Below are 18,825 nucleotides of genomic sequence, written 5' to 3'. Positions count from 1 at the left end.
GACCACCTCTGGATCAGGAGACTCCCATGCCGAGCCTCGCTCTTTCCCTGAACAATACCTCCGTCGCCAATCCTCTGGACCTTGTCGAGCAGGTCATCTCCGCCAACGACTGGGCGTTCGACCGCCGTTCAGACTCTGACATGGCCGCGCAAGCCCCCGGCAAATGGTGCGACTACGGGCTGTATTTCTGCTGGTCGGATGAAATTTCCGTCATGCATTTCTCTTGCGCCTTCGAATTGAAATCCCCGCCCAAGCGCCGCGGTGCCCTCTATGAGCTGCTGGCCAAAGCCAACGAGCGCTTGTGGATCGGCCATTTTGGCATGGACGAGGACACCGGCATGCCAATCTACCGCCATTCGGTGCTGCTGCGCGGCACCCCCAGTGCCTCGGCGGAATCCATCGAAGACCTGGTGGACATCGCCATCACCGAATGCGAACGCTTCTTCCCCGCCTTCCAGTTCACCCTCTGGGGCGGCAAATCCCCCAGCGACGCGCTGGAAGCCGCCATGCTGGAATGTGCCGGCGAGGCGTGATACCCCGCCCTGCATGACCGTATCTCTCCCCCCGCTTCTTCTCGTCGGCGGCGGCCGCATGGGCTCCGCTTTGTTGGCTGGTTGGCGCGAGCGCGGAATTTCATCCGTGCTCGTCGTTGACCCCTCACCCGGCGCCGCCGCGCTGGCCGGGCCGAATGTCACCGTCGTGGCCTCGGCGGCGGGTATTCCGCATGGTTTCGCCCCCAGCGCCGTCATCCTCGCGGTCAAGCCGCAAATGGCCGCGCAGGCCCTACCTGCCTACGCCCGCTTCGCCGGCCATGCGGTGTTCATCTCCATCATGGCCGGCAAAACCCTTAACGCCATCGCCGCCATGCTCGGGGTCAAGACCGCCATCGTGCGCGCCATGCCCAACACCCCCGCCGCGGTGCGCCAGGGCATTACGGTCGCGGTGGCCGGCAGCCACGTCACCCCCGTGCAAAAATCCCTGGCTGATGATCTGCTCGCCGCCACCGGAATGATCTCCTGGGTCGAGAGCGAAGCCCTGCTCGACCCCGTGACCGCCATTTCCGGTGGCGGTCCCGCCTATGTATTCCTCCTCACCGAGCTGATGGAACAGGCCGGGCTTGACCAGGGCCTGCCCCCCGCGCTGGCCCGCCGGATGGCCCGCCAGACCGTCATTGGCTCCGCCGCCCTGCTCGCCGCCAGCGATGAGGACGCCGCCGCCTTGCGCATCGCCGTTACCTCCCCCGGCGGCACTACCGAGCGCGCCCTGGCAGTGTTGCGCGCGGATGACGCTTGGCCGCAAACTTTCACAAAAGCGATTCAGGCGGCCACGGAACGGTCACGCGAGCTCTCCAGTTAATGGACATTGCCCCCCCCGGTTGCTAAACCCCGCCCAATCTAAATTTTAGCCAGACCGGAAAGAAATTCCATGAAAATTGTTGCCTGCAACAGCAACCGCCCGCTGGCCGAAGCTGTCGCCGCCGGTTTGAACATCCCCTTGGCCAAAGCCTCCATCCGCCGCTTCGCCGACATGGAGGTTTTCGTGGAAATTCACGAGAACGTGCGCGGGGAGGATGTGTTCGTCATCCAGTCCACCTCTTATCCGACCAACGATAACCTGATGGAACTGCTGATCACCTGCGACGCCCTGCGCCGCGGCTCAGCCCGGCGCATCACCCCGGTCATTCCCTACTTCGGCTATGCCCGGCAGGACCGTAAATCAGGCCCGCGCACGCCCATCTCCGCCAAGCTGGTGGCCAACCTCATCACCGAGGCCGGCGCCAACCGCGTCCTCACCATGGATCTCCACGCCGGTCAGATCCAAGGCTTCTTCGATATCCCGGTGGATAACCTCCCCGCCGCCCCGCTGTTTTCGGCTGACATCACCGAGCGTTTCGCCGGGCGCGACCCGATGATCGTCTCGCCCGATGTCGGCGGCGTGCTGCGCGCGCGCATCATCGCCCGGCGCCTCAATACGGATCTCGCGATCATTGACAAACGCCGCGAGCGCGCAGGCGTCTCCGAGGTCATGAACATCATCGGCGAGGTGGAAGGCCGCGACTGCATCATCATTGACGACATCGTGGATTCCGGCGGCACGCTCTGCAACGCCGCTGAAGCGCTCATCAACGAGGGCGCGCGTTCGGTCAGCGTCTATGTCAGCCACGGCGTGCTCTCGGGCGGCGCCGTCGCGCGCATCGCCGCCTCCAAGATCGAGATGCTGACCATCACCGACTCCATCGCCGCCACCGAGGCCGTGCGCCTGGCCCATAACGTGCGCCAGCTCTCCATCGCCCCGCTTCTGGCCGAAGCCATGCGCCGAATTTCAACCGAAAGTTCCGTCAGCTCATTGTTCGACTAACCGCGCATCCCCACATCACAGGGCATCTCATGAAACTCTTTTACTCCCCTGGTGCCTGCTCCATCGGCATCCAGATCCTGTTGCGCGAAATCGGCAAGCCCTTCGAGCTGGTCAAGACTGACCTGCACAAGGGCGCACAGCACACGCCCGAATTTCTGGCCGTGAACCCCAAAGCCAAGGTGCCGGTCCTGCAACGTGACGATGCCAGCATCCTCACCGAATTTCCCGCCATCGCCATCTACCTAGCGCGCACCAATCCAGACAAAAACCTGCTTCCCTCCGGGCTGGAGGGTGAGGTCCGCACGCTGGAACTGCTCGACTACATGGTCGCCACCATCCACATGCGCGGCTTTGCCCGTCTGATGCGCCCCGGCATGTTCAGCACAACCCCCGGCGATGAGGATAAAATCCGCCAGACCGGGCGCGAGATTGTTCTTCATGGCTTCGCCAACCTGCAAACGGCGCTGGGCGGCAAGCCCTATCTCTTCGGGGATTTCTCAATTGCTGACGCCGCCCTCTTCTACCTGGAATTCTGGGCCCGCAACCGCGCGCAAGTCCCCCTGCCGGCAAACCTTGACGCGCATCTGGACCGCATGCTCGCCCGCCCAGGCGTGCAGTCTTCCCTGGCAGCCGAAGGTCTGGCCTGAATGCAGCTCCCCGCGGTTCCGTTCTGGTTCCTCCGCCACGGCGAAACGGACTATAACGCCGCCGGCCTCTCCCAGGGCGTGCTGGACATTTCGCTGAACGCCACCGGCCGCGCGCAGGCGGAGGTGGCAGGCCCGCTGCTGGCCGGCCAGGGGATTCGCGCCATCATCTCCTCCCCCATGATCCGCACCCGCGAGACGGCCGCCATCGTCAATGAATTTCTTAACCTGCCGGTCAGCATCGAGGCTGATCTGCGCGAGGTGATTTTCGGCGGCATGGAGGGCAAGCCCCTGCAGCCCTGGTTTCCTGAATGGATGGAGGGCCGCTACACCCCCGAGGGCGCCGAAACCTTTGCCGAAGTCACCATCCGCACGCGCATCGCCATGCGCCGCGTGCTGGCGCAGCCCGGCCCGGTGCTCATCGTCGCCCATGGCGGCATTTTCCGCGCCCTGCGCGACCTCATGGGCCTGAGCAAAGAGGGCCTGACCCCCAACGCCGTCCCCCTGTTCTGCGACCCCACGGAAAACGGCTGGGAAGTCCGCATGCCCTGATCAGCCCAGTTTGAGCGTCACGCTCACGGGCACATGGTCCGATGGCTGCTCCCAGTTGCGCGCCTCCTTCAGAACTTTATACCCCGTCAGCATGGCTTCCAGGTCGCAGCTCACCCACACATGGTCCAGCCGCCGCCCCCGGTTGGAAGCCTCCCAATCGCGGTTACGATACGACCACCAAGTATAGAGCTTGCGCTCCGGCGGCACGAAATGGCGGAGCGCATCAACAAAGCCTTCCGCCATCCAGGCGTTCAGCCCCTGCGTCTCCACCCGCGTGTGGCTGACAATGCCCAGCAACTGCTTGTGGTTCCACACATCGTTTTCCAGCGGCGCGATGTTCAAATCCCCCACCAGCACGCTGTGCCGCGGCGGATACGCGGCGAAATGCTCGCGCGCCTGCGCAATGAAATCCAGCTTATGAGCGAACTTCACGTTCAGTGCCGGGTCCGCGATATCGCCACCCGCCGGCACATAAAAATTATGCAATACCAACGGCACGCCGCCTGTCTCCAACCGGGCGGAAATATGCCTGCAATCATTTTTGCCGCACCAGTCAGGCGTGTTCTCCTCCAGCGTCAACGGCAGCCGGGAGAGGATCGCAACACCGTTATAGCCCTTCATGCCGCGCTTAAGCACATGTGGAAAACCAATTTCCCCGGCAATGGCCTCGGGAAATAGCTCATCTGGCACCTTGGTTTCCTGTAGGCAGATAACATCGGGCGCCAGCCCGGTCATCAGCCTGGGCAGCAACCCCTGGCGCAGCCGCAATGAATTAATGTTCCAGGTTGCTATCGTCAGATCCATGAAGATTTAACCGCCGGAGGGCATCGGAGATGTGGCGGGGATGAACCGGAACAATGAATCCGGATACGGCCCGCCCGGCACGATGTCATAAAGGCTTACCCGCGTCTGCCGCCCCTGCGCATCCACCACAACCCATTGCCGCAGCTCCAGGGGATCGGTGGCAAACACCAGGGTCAGGCTGCCCTCGGCGGCCTTGCCCTTGCGGATCAGCGTGATGTCATCTTCCCCCGGCTGCATCTGAATATTCGTGACCACCACGCCGCCAGCGTTCAAATTCACATGCTTGGCCAGCAAAATCCCGAGCGGCGTGCTCCCCAGCGGAATATTCGTCGTCTGATTCAATGCCGGGTCGTAATACACCAGCAGCCCAAAACCAGCCACGAGCAGCTGCTTGTCGGGTGGATCATATTCAAAGCGCATCTTGCCCGGCCGCTGCAGCCAGGCTTTGCCCGTGCGTGTCGAACCATCAGCCGCCACCTGCAAAAAATTGGCGGTCAGCCCAGTCTGCTGGTTCAAATACGTCTCCATCTGCGAGACTAAAGCCTGGTCCGCCGGGGTCATCACAAAGGGTGCCGGCTGCGCCATCGCTGGCAAGCCGCGCATAAACAGCCCCCCCAGCAACGCCGCCAGAAGAACGCGCCGGGCATGCAAAGCCACCGCTCTAGCTCGCGCTGCGACGGCTCGCGGCTTCTGTCTTGTTTGCGGCCAGGGCCTCGGTCATGATATGGCGCGTCTCACGCAAAAACGCTGCCCCCTTCACCGTACGCTGCACCAGCACACTGCGCCGGTCAGACGGGTCGACCTTCCGGCGAACAAAATCAAGCTCGGTCAAACGGTCCAGAGCGCGGGTGATCGCTGGCTTGGAAACATTAAGATCCTGCGCCAGTCCGCGCACGGTATGCCCGCCGTCGTTGAGATAGCAGGTCAGAAACACGCCTAGCTGCCGGGCGGAAAGATCAACCCCCTCGCGCCGCACCAGCGAGACAATTGTATCACGAAGAATTCCGACCAGCTGGTCGGAAGAAAGTTGCGCCGCCATAAACTAAGATCCTTAACTAAAAATTTGAAAGTCGCTTTTATTTTTTATATGTAGCTTTATATCAACTCAGTTGACGATCAAAGCACCATCATAAAGGCATGGCAGACGATCAACGTGTCAAAAGCCATTCGCAGACGATCAACGTGTCAAAAGCCATTCCCAGCTTGTCCTTGCTTGCCCCCGGCAAACAAACCGAAACCAAACAGGCAAAACATCCTACACCGAAACAAGCTTTCAGGAAATACGCATTGTAGCTACACAAATCAAGCATTTGAAACATAAAAACATTTCAACTGCACTGAACGTTTCAAAGATTTAATCATCTCGTGATTGCAACCGGTTGGCCGGCGAACCAAGCATTTCAACCGCCGCGAGCAATGCCCGCAGGCTCTGCGCCTCACCGCCTTCCGGCCTGCCGGGGCGGCTGGAATCATTCCATGCGTAAACATCCACATGCGCCCATGCGATTCCGGAAGGGATAAAACGTTTCAGGAATAGAGCCGCAACAATCGCGCCCGCCATGGGTTTCGCGGAAACAGTGTTGAGATCGGCAACCGGGCTGTCCAGCCACGCGGTGTAACCCTCAAACAACGGCAAGCGCCAGAGCGGATCGTTAACCGATTGCCCCGCCGCCAGAATGGATTGCGCAAGCCGCTCATCGTTGCAAAACAACGCCGGCAAATCCGGCCCCAGCGCCACGCGCGCCGCACCCGTCAACGTTGCAGCATCTATCAGAAAATCTGGTGTTTCGCTAGCCGCCTCCGCGAGCAGGTCGCACAGCACAAGCCGGCCCTCCGCATCCGTATTGCCAACCTCCACGCTCAAACCAGCAACCGTTTGCAGCACGTCAGATGGCCGCATGGCATGGCCGGAGATGCTGTTTTCCACGCAGCCAATCCTCAGTTGCAACCGTAACGGTAAATCCAGCGCCATCACCGCTTGCGCCAGTCCCAGCAAAATTGCAGCACCGCCCATATCTTTTTTCATACGTAGCATCGCAGCGCCCGGCTTCAGGTCATAACCACCCGTATCGAAGCACACGCCTTTGCCGCAGAGCGAGAGCAGCGGCGCGTCCGCATCCGCGCGTGAGCCATGCCATGTCAGCAGCACCGCCTCCGCCCCGCGCTCAGACCCCGCCCCCACCGCCGCCAGCGCGGGGTAGCGTTCAGCCACCGCCGCGCCGTAAACATGCGTGGTATGCGCGCCAAAACGCACGCCCATATCCATCGCGGCCTGGGCCAGCTCGGCCGGCCCCAGCAGGTTCGCGGGTGTATTGATCAGATCGCGCACCGCGCAGACCGCGCTTGCAATCACCATTGCGCGTGCAGGCACTTGCGCGGCGGCCAGCTGCGCCCGCGGCTTTGGTGCCCTGGTTTTTAAATGTTCAAACCGGTAGGCGCCGAGCAAAAACCCCAGCGCGGCATCCTCGCCTGAGAAATCGCCATCGACGATCCGCCACACCGTTCCGCTTGGCAATGCACCCGCCGCCGCGCCAAAACCATGCACCGCCGGCGCGCTTCCCAGCCCCAGCACCGCACCCTGCAACGCACCATCGCCACCGGTGAGCAACACAACCGCCCCCGCCTGGCCTGCGAAATCTTGCAACCGCGCCAGCGCCGCCTGCCCGGGCGGCAATCCATCCAGCACCGCGGCCACACGCTCAGGCCGCACGCCATAAAGCGGCAGCGCCGCAACGTCATTCATCGCCAATCCCGCCAGTTCCCGCATCATGCCCGACTCCATGTTTACCGGGCTGTTATATCAGCTGCGGCCAGCAGGAACTGCGCCCAAACCACGAGCGTGCTGATTTTGTGGCGGATTTAAGAAGCGCGCCTCTAATGCAGCTTTTCGATACCCACGGCGGCTACCCGCCCCTCGCGCTGCTGCACGGCAAAGCGCACGCGCTCACCTTCATTCAACTTGCGCAACCCCGCATGCTGCACCGCGCTGATATGAACAAAAATATCGTTTCCACCAGTATCGGGCGCGATGAACCCATACCCCTTGCCAGGGTTGAACCATTTCACAACCCCTGTAATGGCCGTTTCAGGCCGTGCACCCTCGTCATGCATCATTTCCATATCGACACCTTCCTTGCACCGGTTTCGCTGGACATACACCATGGCACCGGTCATGCCCGCCGGGCGCGTGAGTCTACGCGCATTAATCCGAATTTATCAATTGGAACATGTGCTGCGCCGCAGCAGAAAGATTTGAAGCCCCGCAAAAAATACGCACCCGCGGTTGCGCGATTTTCCGCAAACCCTGGCGCACGGCCGAGGCATTAGAGCCAGATAAGATCCGCCTCTAAATCAGGCGACATCCTCGCGGCGGTCACGCACCCGCACATAGGCGATCGCGGCATGCTCCTCGCAATAGGGTTTCCCTGTCACCGCGGACGCATTGCAAAAATGAAAACTCGGCTTTCCCGGCTCGCCGATCGGCCAGCAGCACGGCGTGGCGCGCTGGCTGAATTTCACAGCCGGCAACAGCGCGCGCAGCGTTGGCATCGGCGCCGACATCGAAGCTGAAAGCGGCGGCAGCGTTGCCCCTTGCACCCGCTTGGGCACCACCGGACGCACGGCAGCGGTTTCACCCTCGTTGCGGCGAATCGGCGAGGGACGCGGCGGCAGATTAAGGCGATGCGCCTTCCCGACCACGGCATTTTTTGAAATATTCAGCCTGCGGCCAATTTCCGCAGTCGAAAGCCCTTCAGCCCACAAACTCCGCAATTTTGCAATTGCCTCTTCCGTCCACTCCATATTGTGGTCCCTCTCACTCAAACTACAAAATACAGTAGAGAGAGCGGGCCCCAATCGCAATATCTAGCGGGGTCTCCCCGAGTCCTTTTCTGTGGAAAACTATTATTACTTAAACGTCTCGCCCGGAAACGCACCCCAGAAATCCTCGCGCGCCAGATAGCCCGTATAGCGCCCGGCCGACGCCTTGCAAAAATCCGAGCTCCGGTCACATGAAATCAAAGTACCGGTGACACCGCCCTGCAGATACGCCACGGGCGCCGCATCCGGGGCGGGGCTGTGCCGCAGCACCGCCTGCTGGGCGGTAATGAAAAACGTCCGCCGGGCGCGGATCGTCGCCATATGCACCCAGCCGGTACCACCGTCTGGCGCCACCACATGGCGCCATACGTCAAATTCGCCAATGATCTCCACCGGCAGCCCATCGCGCTCGTAAACCCAGTTCACAGGGTACTGAAACCCCGGCCCGGCCCGGAAATTCACCTCATTGGTGCGCAGCGAGACAAAGCGCGGCACCGGCAGCTTCGTTACCTGCCCCACTGCCGGCCCAGGCCCGCTGCCAACGGGCACCGCGGTCCAGCCACCAAGCAACAGCAGCGCGAGGGCAGCCCCCCTCAACCACATACGGGGCATGCCTTGTCCTTCCGCAACCTGACTTTCCTGAACTCCGCCGCCAGCGCATCCCAGATCAGCAGCCAGCCAGACATGGAAGCGCCGATGCCCATGATCTCCTTTAGCACCTCGCTCGCTTGTAAACTGCCCATCACCCCGGTCACCGCGCCCAGCACGCCGGCCTGCGAGCAGCTCGGCACCAGCCCTTCCGGCGGCGGTTCGGGGTAGAGGCATCGGTAACAAGGCCCCTGCGGGTCAGCATGCGGCTTAAAGGTGGAAAGCTGCCCCTCGAAACGCAGCACCGCCGCGCTCACCAGCGTGCGCCGCGCCGCCACGCAGGCATCGGCCAGAAGAAAGCGGGTGGCGAAATTATCCGTGCCGTCACAGATTATATCGTAGCCTTCCAACAGCCCCGCCACGTTGGCCGCATCCAGCCGGTGGTTATGCATATTCACCTGCACCAGAGGATTGATCCGGCGCATCGACTCCGCGGCCGACTCGACCTTCGCCCGGCCCAGATTTTCCATGCCGTGGGCAACCTGGCGCTGCAGATTGGAGAGCTCCAGCACATCGCCATCCACCAGCCCGATGCAGCCCACCCCGGCGGCGGCCAGATACAAGGCCAGGGGCGAGCCGAGCCCGCCAGCGCCCACGATGAGCACACGAGCGGCCTTCAGCCGCGCCTGGCCCGCTCCGCCAACCTCGCGCAACAAAATATGCCGCGCATAGCGTTGAATTTCGTCCTCGGAAAAATCTAAATCCATGCGCCATTATAGAATAACCGCCAGCGGCGGCCAAATGCCCCGCCCGGGGCCGCAGTTTTCCGTCCTGGTTTTAATCGTCGCTTAAGCTCCCCCCAGTACAGTGAAGCAATTTTTCCTAGCCGCCCAAAGGATCCATGTAATGCCGGACGTGAACCCGCTGGCCGATCGTCTCAATTTCATTAATTTGAGCGCAAAGGCACTAGCACGGTTGCGGGGGATGAAATCCATCATCTGGCAGGCGCTGCCCGCGGCGCTCAACGCGCTCTACGCCAAAATTGGCACGGAGCCGCGAACCAGCCGTTTTTTCGCTACGCCCGCGATGATGGAACATGCACAGGCCCGGCAGTCGCTGCATTGGAGCACCATCCTGGAAGGCGATTTCGGCCAGGAATATCTCGATGAGGTCACCAAAGTGGGGGAGGTTCACGCCCGCATCGGGCTGGAGCCGCGCTGGTACATCGGCGGTTATGCGCTGATGCTTGAATCCCTCACGGCCGCCGTGGTCGCCGCGCGCTGGCCCAAACCCGTGTTCTGGCGGCGCCAGAACAACGCCGGGGAGCTGAGCGAGGAAATCGGTGTGCTGCTGAAGGCGGCTTTCCTGGATATGGACCTGGCGATTTCGGTATATCTGCAAGCCGCGGAGGCCGCGCGCCAGGCCGCCGAGAACCTTGCCGCAAGCACCAGCGCAAAAGTGATGAAGACGGTGAGCGAGGCGATGAGCGCGCTCGCCGCGGGGGATCTCACGCACCGCATCGGCGATACGCTGCCTGATGAATACGCTCGGCTGCGCGAGGATTTTAACAACGCGCTGGTGCGTCTGGCCGGCACCCTCTCCGGGATTCAGGCTGCGACCGGGATGATCAACAACGGTATCGACGAAATTTCCCAAGCCACCGACGATCTGGCGCGGCGGACCGAGCAGCAGGCCGCCAACCTGCTGGAGACGACCACCGCGCTCACCGAGTTGACCGAAGGGGTGAAACGCACGGCCGCCGGCGCGGCACAGGCGAATGCCGCGGTGAGGGGCGCCAATTCGGGCGCGGCCAATTCGCGCAACGTGGTGAGCGAGGCAGGTGATGCGATGAACAAGATCGAGGCATCCTCCCAGGAAATCAGCCAGATTATCGGGTTGATCGACGATATCGCCTTCCAGACCAATCTTCTCGCGCTGAACGCCGGGGTGGAGGCGGCGCGCGCCGGCGATGCGGGGCGCGGCTTCGCGGTTGTGGCATCCGAAGTCCGGGCGCTGGCCCAGCGCTCAGCGGAGGCGGCGAAGGCGATCAAATCGCTCATCTCAACCTCCTCGTCCCAGGTTGTTCAGGGAGTGGAGCTGGTGCGCAAGACCGGACAGTCGCTGGAGACCATCGGCACCAATATGGGGCAGATCGAGGGGCTGGTCTCGGGTATCGCCAATGCGGCGCAGCAACAGTCCGGCGGGCTGAACCAGGTGAGCGAGGCGGTGAACCAGGTGAACATGGTGGTGCAACAGAATGCCGCCATGGTTGAGGAGGCCTCGGCGGCGGTGCATTCGCTGAAAAGCGAAATCAACGAGCTCAACCGTTCGATTTCCTCATTCAAGATCAACCGTGGACGGGCAAACCCACTGGGCGGCCGCAACCCGGCGGCGGCGCGGCGGCGGCTGGCGGCGGTGGATTAGTTTTTTTTAATGTTGGGTCCGTAGACTTCCGAAAATTGCGTGAGCGCGGCGGTCACTTGCGCATCGGTAAGCAGCACCGGCCCGCCGGCGGCAAGCGAGAGCAGATATTGTTGCGCCAGGGTCTCCAACTCGGCGGCGGCACTCATCGCGGCCTCGATGGTTCTGCCGGTGGCGATGGCGCCGTGGTTTGCCAGCAGGCAGGCGCTACGTTCCTCCAAGGCGCGCAACACATGGGCTGAAAGCTCCGCCGTGCCAAACAGGGCATAGGGCGCGCAATACACCGGCGCGCCGCCGAAACGGGCGATCATGTAATGGCAGGCTGGGATATCTCGCCGGGCCATGGAGAGGGCGGTGCAGTTTGGCGCGTGATGATGCACCACGGCGCCGGTCTGCGGCCGGGCGAGATAAATATCCAGATGAAACCGCCATTCCGAGGAGGGGCGGTAATCGCCGTCATAAGCGCCGTAGTCACCGTCCAGCTTGATCAGCGGGAGCATTTCCGGCGTGAGCTGATCATAGGGGATGGCCGAAGGGGTGATGAGAATGCCTTGCTCCGTGCGGCAGGAGAGGTTGCCGGAAGTGCCTTGGGCCAAGCCGCGCGCGGACATGGCACGGGCGGCGGCGATGAGGGCGGTGCGGTCTTGCATCATACGTTTTCGTAACATGGGAGGCGGCGGGGTCAATCTGGCGCCGTTTTGGTATGAAAAAAACAACGAATTAACCAAGCCAGCCCAACTGGTGCAAAGCATGCAAGAGCAAAGAAGCCGCCAGCGCCAGCATGACGGTGCCCGCCAGGGCATCGAGCACGCGCCAGGCGGCCGGGCGGGTGAACACAGGCTTGAGCAGACGCGCGCCAAAGCCAAGCGCGGAAAACCAAAGAAAACTGGCCGTGGCTGTGCCCGTCGCGAAAAACGGGCGCAGGTGCGGCGGTTGAGCCGAGCCGACCATGCCCAGGAGCAAAACGGTATCAAGATACACATGCGGGTTGAGGAAGGTAAACCCCGCGGTTGCCGCCAGCGCCTGGCCAAGGGTTAGCCTGGCGGCCTGCCCCAGGACCACCGAATGAGGGCCGCCGATGCGGCGGTAGGCCATGATGCCATGCCAGACCAGGAACGCCGCGCCGCCAAGCGAGAGCAACAGGGTTAATTGCGGGGCGGCGGAGAGGAACACGCCAACGCCGCTCACCCCTGCCACGATCAGCAGTGCGTCAGCGCCGCTACAGAAGAGAACGATGGCGCCGACATGCTCATGGCGCAGCCCCTGACGCAGAACAAAGAGATTTTGCGCGCCGATGGCGATGATCAGCGCGGCGGAGGTGGCAAAGCCAGTGGCGAAGGGGGGGATGAAGGTTTCCATGGCTGAGAGCTATGGCCGCCGGTTTGACATTAGAAAAGCATGTTTTTCTAAGGTTGGCTAAGCATTAGGGGCTGCACCCGCTGGAGCTGGCGCGGCCGCATATCGCCGCGGGCCGCCTGATTGAGCTGCCGCCATATTTACGGCTGGATGTGAAGAAGCTTTATTGGACCGTTGCGCGCCTGCACGCGGCGGCGTTGCGCCATTTGACCAGGGCCGTTTGCACGGCCGCACGCCAGAGCCTGGGCGTGGATGGTTGATACATCAGGCGGGTTTGCGTAGGCGGGCTGCGAAAACTTTGCGGAGTTTGCTGATTTTGGGCGTGATGACGGCGTTGCAGTACCCGGAATAAGGATTGCGGGCGAAATATTGGTCATGTTCCGGCTCGGCGCGGTAGAAAACCGGCGCGGGGGAAAGTTCGGTGACGATTTTGCGCCCCCAGGCGCCGGCGGTTTCAAATTCAGCGATGATTTTTTCAGCCGCGGCGTGTTGGGCGGGGCTTTGGTAGAAGATGACCGAGCGGTACTGGCTGCCGATGTCCGCCCCCTGGCGGTTGAGGGTTGTGGGGTCGTGAATGGTGAAAAAGACACGCAGCAGATCCTCAAAAGGGAGGATTGCGGGGTCAAAAATGACCTGGACGACCTCGGCATGGCCGGTGACGCCGGTACACACCTGTTTGTAGCTGGGGTTTGCAACCTGGCCACCAGCGTAGCCCGATTGCACGGCGGTGACGCCTTGAAGCTCGGAGAAGGCGGCCTCGGTGCACCAGAAGCAGCCGCCACCCAGGATTGCGGTTTCAGTCATTTCACCCCCCCTAATTCGCACAACTCCGCCCAGTGTTGCGCGCTCACCGGGGCGACGGAAAGCCGGGAGAGACGGACCAGGGCAAGGTCTTTGAATCTGGGGTCTGATTTGATGGTTGCAAGGGAGATGGGGCGGGGAAGTGCTTTGAGGGCCTGCATATCAACACAGACCCAGGCGCCGCTTGTGGCTGTGGGGTCCGGGTAGGCCTCGGCGGCAACCTGCACGATTCCTACGATCTCCTTGCCGATGTTGGAATGGTAGAAAAAGGCAAGATCGCCCTTGCGCATGGCCATGAGGTTGAGCTTGGCGCTGTGGTTGCGCACGCCGGTCCAGGGTTCCACGCGGTTTTGCACCTGTTGATCCCAGGAGAAGGAATCGGGTTCGGATTTTACCAGCCAATAGTTTGTCATGACATTACTGTAATCGGATTTCCTGATGCTTCAAATCCTGGCTTCACTGGCCTATTAGTCGCGCATGAATGAAAACGTGATGATGGCCGCGCGCATGAGCAAGACCGGGGCCTGGTTGCATTACTTCGCCAATCCCGGGCGGTTTTTAAGGTTTGCGCGCCCAGCCCTACCCTGGGCGGCGGCCATTTCCATCGCGCTAACGGTGGCTGGCATTGTGTGGGGCTACGCTTTTGCCCCGGCGGACTGGCAGCAGGGGGATGCGGCGCGGATCATGTATGTGCATGTGCCGGCGGCGTGGGTTGCGATGTCCGGCTATGCGATGCTGGCGGGGGTTTCGTTCTTCTCCATTGTATGGCGGCATCCGCTGGCGAATTTGGCGGCGGAGGAGGTCGGCCCAGTGGGGGCTGGGTTTACGTTTGTCTGCCTGGTCTCCGGCGCGCTGTGGGGTAAGCCGATGTGGGGGGCTTACTGGGTCTGGGATGCGCGGCTGACCTCGGTGCTGGTGCTGTTCTTTTTGTATCTGGGGCATATCGCGCTGATACGGGCGTTTGATAACCCGGCGCATGGGCACAGGGCGGCGGCGATTCTGGCGATGGTCGGGGCGATCAACCTGCCGATCATCGTGTTCTCCGTGCAGTGGTGGAATACGCTGCACCAGGGCAATACGATCTCGTTTACCGGCGGTTCTAAAATTTATATCACCATGCTGTATCCGTTGCTGATCTCGACGCTTGGATTTTATTTGAGCTTTTTGACGCTGGTGTGTGCGCGGATGTGCGCCGCGATCATGGAACGGCGGACACGAACGCTCCTGGTGGCAGCCGCGGAGCGCGAATCATGAAATTCGCGGTATTTATCAACGGCAGTTATGGTGTGACCGTGGCGTTTTTGCTCGGCGTGGGCTGGCTGACCTTTGCGCGCTACCGCCGCGCCGTGCGGCGCCTGCGCGCGGTGGAGACACGCTGATGCGCGGCGCGAAGAAGCGGCGGCTGTATCTGGTGTTGGCGATCGGGCTTTGTTTGAGCGCGGCGGTTGGGCTATCGCTGGCGGCATTCTCATCGACGCTGACGTTTTTCCTCTCGCCGCGCGCGGTGTTGGCAAAACACCCGGCACCGGGAATGAACTTCAGGCTCGGCGGCATTGTGCAGGTAGGGACTGTGAAGACCGTGATTAACGCCGGCACGCCGACGACAAGTTTCCGGGTGACCGACGGGCAAGCCTCCGTGCCGGTGGTGTATACTGGGCTGCTGCCGGATTTGTTCCGCGAGGGACAGGGGATTGTGGCGATCGGCGCGATGAATGCCAGCGGGCAGTTTGCCGCCGATGAGGTGCTGGCCAAGCATGGGTCCACCTATATGCCCAAGGATGTTGAAGAGTCGCTGAAGAATGCCGGCAAATGGAATCCGGCCTTCGGTCCGGCCCCGGCCGCCGATACGTGGAACACCATGAAAGTGAAGGGGAGCGGATCGTGATACCGGAACTTGGACATTTCGCGCTGGCGCTGGCGGTGGCCCTGGCTTTCGCCCAGGGGGTAATTGGGATTTTTGCGCCGGGGTTGCGTGATCCGCGCGCGATGCGCGGGGTGCCCGCGTTGGCGCTGAGCCAGTTTCTGGCGATCGGGGCGGCGTTTCTCGCGTTGATCTATGCCGGGGTGGTCTCGGATTTCACTGTGGAAAATGTTGCGAATTTTTCATCCGCCCAGGTGCCGCTGCTGTACCGGATTACCGGCACCTGGGGGAACCATGATGGCTCCATGCTGCTATGGTGCTTCATCCTCTCGCTCTGCGGGGCGACCGTGGCGGCATTCGGCAACGGGCTACCGGCCTCGCTGAGGGCGCGCGTGCTGGGCGTGCTGGGCCTGGTTTCCGGCGGGTTTTTGTTGTTCACGCTGACAGTGTCTGACCCCTTCACGCGGTTGTGGCCGCCGCCGCTGGATGGCGCCGGGGTTAACCCGATTTTGCAAGACCCGGGCTTGGCGTTCCATCCGCCGGTTTTATATACCGGCTATGTCGGGTTCTCGGTGGCGTTCGCGTTTGCCATCGCGGCGCTGATCGAGGGGCGCATCGATGCCGCCTGGGGCCGCTGGGTGCGCCCGTGGGCGCTGATCTCTTGGTGTTTTCTGACCGCCGGGATCGCGCTGGGGAGCTGGTGGAGTTATTATACGCTGGGCTGGGGCGGGTATTGGTTCTGGGACCCGGTGGAGAACGCGGCGTTGCTGCCATGGCTGACCGGCACCGCGCTGTTGCATTGCGCGATTGTGGTGGAGAAGCGCGAGGCGCTGAAGGCGTGGGCGGTGTTGCTGGCGATTGCCACGTTCTCGCTGAGTTTGTCAGGCACGTTTCTGGTGCGATCCGGCATTCTGAACTCGGTGCATTCATTCGCGGCGGCGCCGAACCAGGGATTGTTTATTCTGGCACTGCTGGCGATTACCATTGGCGGCTCGCTGTTGCTGTTTGCGATCAGGGCGCCGATTTTGGCGGCGACGGGGATTTATGCGCCGCTCTCGCGCGAGAGCGCGCTGGTGCTGAACAATATCTTCATCTGCTCGATCGCGATGGTGGTGTTTGTCGGCACGTTGTATCCGCCGTTCGTGAATTTGCTGTTTGGCGTTCAGCTTTCCATCGGCGCGCCGTTTTTCAATGAGACGGTGCTGCCGCTGGCGGGGCCGATTATTCTGGCGATGGGCGTGGGGCCGATGATGGCCTGGAAGCGGGCGGCATTGTTGCCGGTGTTGCGACAATTGTGGCTGGCGGCGGCGGTGGGGTTGCTGGTGTTTCTGGTGATGGCGGCGAACCGGCATGTGATCGCGGCGCTGGGGCTGGCGGGCGGCGCCTGGGTGGTGATGGCGGCGATTACAGATATTGCCGGGCGGATCAGGTTGTTCCGGGTTTCAGCCGGAAGCTCCTTGGCGCGGCTGTGGGTGCTGCCGCGCGCGGTTGTGGGGGCGACGCTCGGGCATATCGGCTTTGGCATGATGGTGCTTGGAATCGCGGGGATGACGCTGGCGACGCAGAAGGTGATTGTGCTGAAGCCTGGACAATCTACCCAGCTTGGCGGCTACACCTGGACGCTGGATGACATTCATGATGCGCCTGGGCCGAATTTTTCGCAGCGGGTGGCTGATATTTCGTTGAGTGAAAATGGCAAGGTGTTCATGACGCTGCATCCGGCGCGGCGGTTTTTCAGCGCGCAGAAGGTGATTACCAACACGGCCGCGATACGGACCAACGGGTTCCAGGATATATATGCGGTGTTTGCGGCTGAACCGCCGGGCTCGGGCGGGGCGGAGCTGCGGTTGAACCGGCATCCGCTGGCGCCTGAGATATGGCTGGGCGGGTTGGTGATGGCCTTGGGGGGAGGGATTTCACTCTCTGACCGGCGCTTGCGGGTGGGCGCGCCGGCGCGCAAAAAGCTAGCGGGGGCTGTGGCCTGATGTCGCCTTTGCGTAGACGATTGTTGTTTGGAATTCCGCTCGCGCTGGCCGTGGCCGGTGGTGAGGGGTTTTATATTATCCTGAGGCGGATGCAGCAAAATGATTACGACCCGCACGCCCTGCCCTCGCCGCTGATTGGCAAGCGGCCGCCTGCCTTCAACTTACCTGGCGCCGATGGGATGCAGGGTTTCAGCAATACCGATTTATTGGCGCCGCCCAAGCCGATGCTGGTTAACTGGTTTGCCTCCTGGTGCATGCCCTGCTTGCAGGAGGCGCCGATGCTGATGAAACTTGCCAAGACCGGACTTGAGATTTGGGGGATCGCCTATCAGGATCATCCACAGGATCTGGCGAATTTCATCAGCACGAACGGCAACCCTTATACACGGCTGGCGGCGGATGCCTCGGGGCTGACGGCCATCAACTGGGGGGTTTATGGTGTACCGGAGACGTATTTCATCGATAAGCAGGGGATTGTGCGGTGGCGTTACGCCGGGGCGCTGACCGATGATGTGGTGAGCGGCACGTTGCAGCCATTGTTGCAGAAATACGCATGAGAAAATTACTTTTTGTGCTCGTTCTGGTGCCAGCGCTGGCCTATGCCCAGACGTTGACGCGCGATGGCGTGACGCTGACCCCGGCGCAGGAGGCGCGGGCTGAGGATATCGGCAGCCAATTGCGCTGCCTGGTGTGCCAGAATGAAAGCATTGAGGGTTCCTCAGCCGATTTGGCAAAGCAACTGCGCACAATCATCCGCCAGCAGGTGGTGGCCGGAGATTCCAGCAAGAGCATCATGAATTACATGGTCCAGCGTTATGGAATTTTCGTGCTGCTGATGCCGCCGTTCATGCGGCTGACCTGGGCGCTGTATGCCTCGCCGTTTATCGGTATCATACTTGGATTTTTTGGATATTGGCTCATGAGGCGCACAAAAGCGGAGGCCCCTGCCCCGCTCACCGACGCCGATACCAGACGGTTGGATGAACTACTGAAATGATATTTTTGATGATGCTGGGGCTGGCCCTGGTGCTGATGCTGCCGCTGGCCGTGATGTTCGTCTCACCGCGCCGCACGCAAGGAAGGCGCGAGGTGGCGCTCGCGCTGCATAAGGCGCAGCTTGTGGAATTGGCGCGCGATCTGGCCGATGGACGGATTGGCGAGGCGGAATACGCGGCGGCGAAGCTGGAGGTGGAACGCCGCCTGCTCACCGCGGATGGCAGCGTGGAGCCGGTGTGGAACGGCAATGCGAAGCTGCTGCTGATCGCGACCGTGGTGGCCGTGCCGGTGGCGGCGTTCGCGCTGTATCTGCCGGGGAGCACGCCTGGTGTTCCCTCCGAGCCGCATACGCAGTGGCTGGCGAAGGAACAGGCGGCGCAGGCGAAACTGGCGGTGTTCGTGACGGAGTTGCGGGCGCGGCTGGCGGCGGAAGATCCCAATTCGGCGGATGCCAGCCAGGGCGAGGCGTATTTGGGTGAGGCGCTGGCGGAACAGGCGGGGGAAATTACGCCCGAGGCACTGGGATATTTCAAGCAGTCGCTGGCGAATGCGCCGCAGAATGCTTCGTGGCGGCCGCTGGATGTGCAGCGGATTGGCGAGGCCGCGCAGGCAGCTTCACAGTAAACGATTTAAGTTTATG

General features: G+C 61.9%; 25 protein-coding genes. 13 read left to right on the top strand and 12 right to left on the bottom strand.

Annotated elements, in window-relative coordinates:
* Positions 1 to 26 precede the first annotated feature (26 nt).
* From PHE40_RS02730 to PHE40_RS02710, 5 genes are all read left to right on the top strand, one after another.
* Positions 27 to 533: a YbjN domain-containing protein gene (locus PHE40_RS02730; RefSeq protein ID WP_299957669.1), complete on the top strand. Its 507-nt coding sequence runs from the start codon at positions 27 to 29 to the stop codon at positions 531 to 533.
* 13 nt (positions 534 to 546) lie between these two features.
* Positions 547 to 1,356 carry a pyrroline-5-carboxylate reductase gene (proC, locus tag PHE40_RS02725; protein ID WP_299957666.1) on the top strand — a complete coding sequence of 270 codons (810 nt, stop codon included), beginning with the start codon at positions 547 to 549 and terminating at the stop codon, positions 1,354 to 1,356.
* 69 nt (positions 1,357 to 1,425) lie between these two features.
* Positions 1,426 to 2,358, top strand: coding sequence for a ribose-phosphate pyrophosphokinase (locus PHE40_RS02720; protein WP_299957663.1), 933 nt, complete (start codon positions 1,426 to 1,428; stop codon positions 2,356 to 2,358).
* 29 nt (positions 2,359 to 2,387) lie between these two features.
* On the top strand, positions 2,388 to 3,005 hold the full coding sequence (locus PHE40_RS02715; protein ID WP_299957660.1) for a glutathione S-transferase N-terminal domain-containing protein: 618 nt from the start codon (positions 2,388 to 2,390) through the stop codon (positions 3,003 to 3,005).
* Positions 3,006 to 3,554, top strand: a complete 549-nt coding sequence (locus tag PHE40_RS02710) for a histidine phosphatase family protein (protein WP_299957658.1) — start codon at positions 3,006 to 3,008, stop codon at positions 3,552 to 3,554. It begins immediately after the preceding gene.
* Here the strand turns inward: PHE40_RS02710 and PHE40_RS02705 are convergent, their stop codons facing one another.
* The 8 genes from PHE40_RS02705 to PHE40_RS02670 all read right to left on the bottom strand — a co-directional run bounded on the left by PHE40_RS02705 (position 3,555) and on the right by PHE40_RS02670 (position 9,532).
* Positions 3,555 to 4,358: an exodeoxyribonuclease III gene (locus PHE40_RS02705; RefSeq protein ID WP_299957655.1), complete on the bottom strand. Its 804-nt coding sequence runs from the start codon at positions 4,356 to 4,358 to the stop codon at positions 3,555 to 3,557.
* Positions 4,359 to 4,364: 6 nt separating this feature from the next.
* Positions 4,365 to 4,961, bottom strand: coding sequence for an outer membrane lipoprotein carrier protein LolA (locus PHE40_RS02700; protein WP_299957652.1), 597 nt, complete (start codon positions 4,959 to 4,961; stop codon positions 4,365 to 4,367).
* A gap of 58 nt (positions 4,962 to 5,019) precedes the next feature.
* Positions 5,020 to 5,397 (bottom strand): MarR family transcriptional regulator, encoded by a 378-nt coding sequence (locus PHE40_RS02695; RefSeq protein WP_299957649.1) that lies wholly within the window; start codon positions 5,395 to 5,397, stop codon positions 5,020 to 5,022.
* Between the two features lie 315 nt (positions 5,398 to 5,712).
* A complete protein-coding gene (locus tag PHE40_RS02690; protein WP_299957646.1) occupies positions 5,713 to 7,128 on the bottom strand; it encodes a M17 family metallopeptidase in 1,416 nt (471 codons plus the stop codon).
* Positions 7,129 to 7,232: 104 nt separating this feature from the next.
* Complete coding sequence (locus tag PHE40_RS02685; protein ID WP_299957706.1) at positions 7,233 to 7,469, bottom strand: cold shock domain-containing protein; 237 nt, start codon at positions 7,467 to 7,469, stop codon at positions 7,233 to 7,235.
* A gap of 240 nt (positions 7,470 to 7,709) precedes the next feature.
* The gene (locus tag PHE40_RS02680) at positions 7,710 to 8,159 is read right to left on the bottom strand and encodes a GcrA family cell cycle regulator (RefSeq protein ID WP_299957644.1); all 450 of its coding nucleotides are present in this window, start codon (positions 8,157 to 8,159) and stop codon (positions 7,710 to 7,712) included.
* 105 nt (positions 8,160 to 8,264) lie between these two features.
* A complete protein-coding gene (locus PHE40_RS02675) occupies positions 8,265 to 8,789 on the bottom strand; it encodes an SH3 domain-containing protein (protein WP_299957641.1) in 525 nt (174 codons plus the stop codon).
* Positions 8,771 to 9,532, bottom strand: a complete 762-nt coding sequence (locus PHE40_RS02670) for a molybdopterin-synthase adenylyltransferase MoeB (RefSeq protein ID WP_299957640.1) — start codon at positions 9,530 to 9,532, stop codon at positions 8,771 to 8,773. The genes PHE40_RS02675 and PHE40_RS02670 overlap by 19 nt, the downstream gene beginning before the upstream one ends.
* 139 nt (positions 9,533 to 9,671) lie before the next feature.
* Between PHE40_RS02670 and PHE40_RS02665 the strand changes: the two genes are divergently transcribed.
* Entirely contained in the window at positions 9,672 to 11,189 is a 1,518-nt protein-coding gene (locus tag PHE40_RS02665) for a methyl-accepting chemotaxis protein (RefSeq protein WP_299957638.1), read from the top strand.
* Here PHE40_RS02665 and PHE40_RS02660 read toward each other — a convergent pair.
* From PHE40_RS02660 to PHE40_RS02645, 4 genes are all read right to left on the bottom strand, one after another.
* The gene (locus PHE40_RS02660; protein WP_299957635.1) at positions 11,186 to 11,854 is read right to left on the bottom strand and encodes a class II aldolase/adducin family protein; all 669 of its coding nucleotides are present in this window, start codon (positions 11,852 to 11,854) and stop codon (positions 11,186 to 11,188) included. The genes PHE40_RS02665 and PHE40_RS02660 overlap by 4 nt on opposite strands.
* A gap of 52 nt (positions 11,855 to 11,906) precedes the next feature.
* Entirely contained in the window at positions 11,907 to 12,545 is a 639-nt protein-coding gene (locus PHE40_RS02655) for a LysE/ArgO family amino acid transporter (protein ID WP_299957632.1), read from the bottom strand.
* A 261-nt stretch (positions 12,546 to 12,806) separates the two neighbouring features.
* The gene (msrA, locus tag PHE40_RS02650; protein ID WP_299957629.1) at positions 12,807 to 13,346 is read right to left on the bottom strand and encodes a peptide-methionine (S)-S-oxide reductase MsrA; all 540 of its coding nucleotides are present in this window, start codon (positions 13,344 to 13,346) and stop codon (positions 12,807 to 12,809) included.
* Positions 13,343 to 13,756: an EVE domain-containing protein gene (locus tag PHE40_RS02645; RefSeq protein WP_299957626.1), complete on the bottom strand. Its 414-nt coding sequence runs from the start codon at positions 13,754 to 13,756 to the stop codon at positions 13,343 to 13,345. Before PHE40_RS02645 ends, msrA begins: the two co-directional genes overlap by 4 nt.
* Positions 13,757 to 13,820: 64 nt before the next feature.
* Between PHE40_RS02645 and PHE40_RS02640 the strand changes: the two genes are divergently transcribed.
* From PHE40_RS02640 to ccmI, 7 genes are read left to right on the top strand one after another with little or no spacing between them, the layout of a single operon-like run.
* The gene (locus PHE40_RS02640; protein ID WP_299957623.1) at positions 13,821 to 14,597 is read left to right on the top strand and encodes a heme ABC transporter permease; all 777 of its coding nucleotides are present in this window, start codon (positions 13,821 to 13,823) and stop codon (positions 14,595 to 14,597) included.
* Complete coding sequence (gene ccmD, locus PHE40_RS02635) at positions 14,594 to 14,722, top strand: heme exporter protein CcmD (RefSeq protein ID WP_291423865.1); 129 nt, start codon at positions 14,594 to 14,596, stop codon at positions 14,720 to 14,722. The genes PHE40_RS02640 and ccmD overlap by 4 nt, the downstream gene beginning before the upstream one ends.
* Positions 14,722 to 15,228 (top strand): cytochrome c maturation protein CcmE, encoded by a 507-nt coding sequence (gene ccmE, locus PHE40_RS02630; RefSeq protein WP_299957617.1) that lies wholly within the window; start codon positions 14,722 to 14,724, stop codon positions 15,226 to 15,228. Before ccmD ends, ccmE begins: the two co-directional genes overlap by 1 nt.
* Positions 15,225 to 17,189 (top strand): heme lyase CcmF/NrfE family subunit, encoded by a 1,965-nt coding sequence (locus PHE40_RS02625; RefSeq protein WP_299957614.1) that lies wholly within the window; start codon positions 15,225 to 15,227, stop codon positions 17,187 to 17,189. Before ccmE ends, PHE40_RS02625 begins: the two co-directional genes overlap by 4 nt.
* Complete coding sequence (locus PHE40_RS02620) at positions 17,189 to 17,746, top strand: DsbE family thiol:disulfide interchange protein (RefSeq protein WP_299957611.1); 558 nt, start codon at positions 17,189 to 17,191, stop codon at positions 17,744 to 17,746. Before PHE40_RS02625 ends, PHE40_RS02620 begins: the two co-directional genes overlap by 1 nt.
* The gene (locus tag PHE40_RS02615; RefSeq protein ID WP_299957608.1) at positions 17,743 to 18,186 is read left to right on the top strand and encodes a cytochrome c-type biogenesis protein; all 444 of its coding nucleotides are present in this window, start codon (positions 17,743 to 17,745) and stop codon (positions 18,184 to 18,186) included. The genes PHE40_RS02620 and PHE40_RS02615 overlap by 4 nt, the downstream gene beginning before the upstream one ends.
* Positions 18,183 to 18,809 (top strand): c-type cytochrome biogenesis protein CcmI, encoded by a 627-nt coding sequence (ccmI, locus tag PHE40_RS02610; protein WP_299957606.1) that lies wholly within the window; start codon positions 18,183 to 18,185, stop codon positions 18,807 to 18,809. Before PHE40_RS02615 ends, ccmI begins: the two co-directional genes overlap by 4 nt.
* The last annotated feature ends 16 nt before the right edge of the window (positions 18,810 to 18,825 follow it).

The organism is Acidocella sp., from assembly GCF_028687955.1.
In the GTDB taxonomy this organism is placed as follows: Bacteria; Pseudomonadota; Alphaproteobacteria; order Acetobacterales; family Acetobacteraceae; genus Acidocella.
The sequence above is the reverse complement of the archived record's forward strand: the minus strand, read 5'-3'. Positions and strand labels throughout refer to the sequence as shown.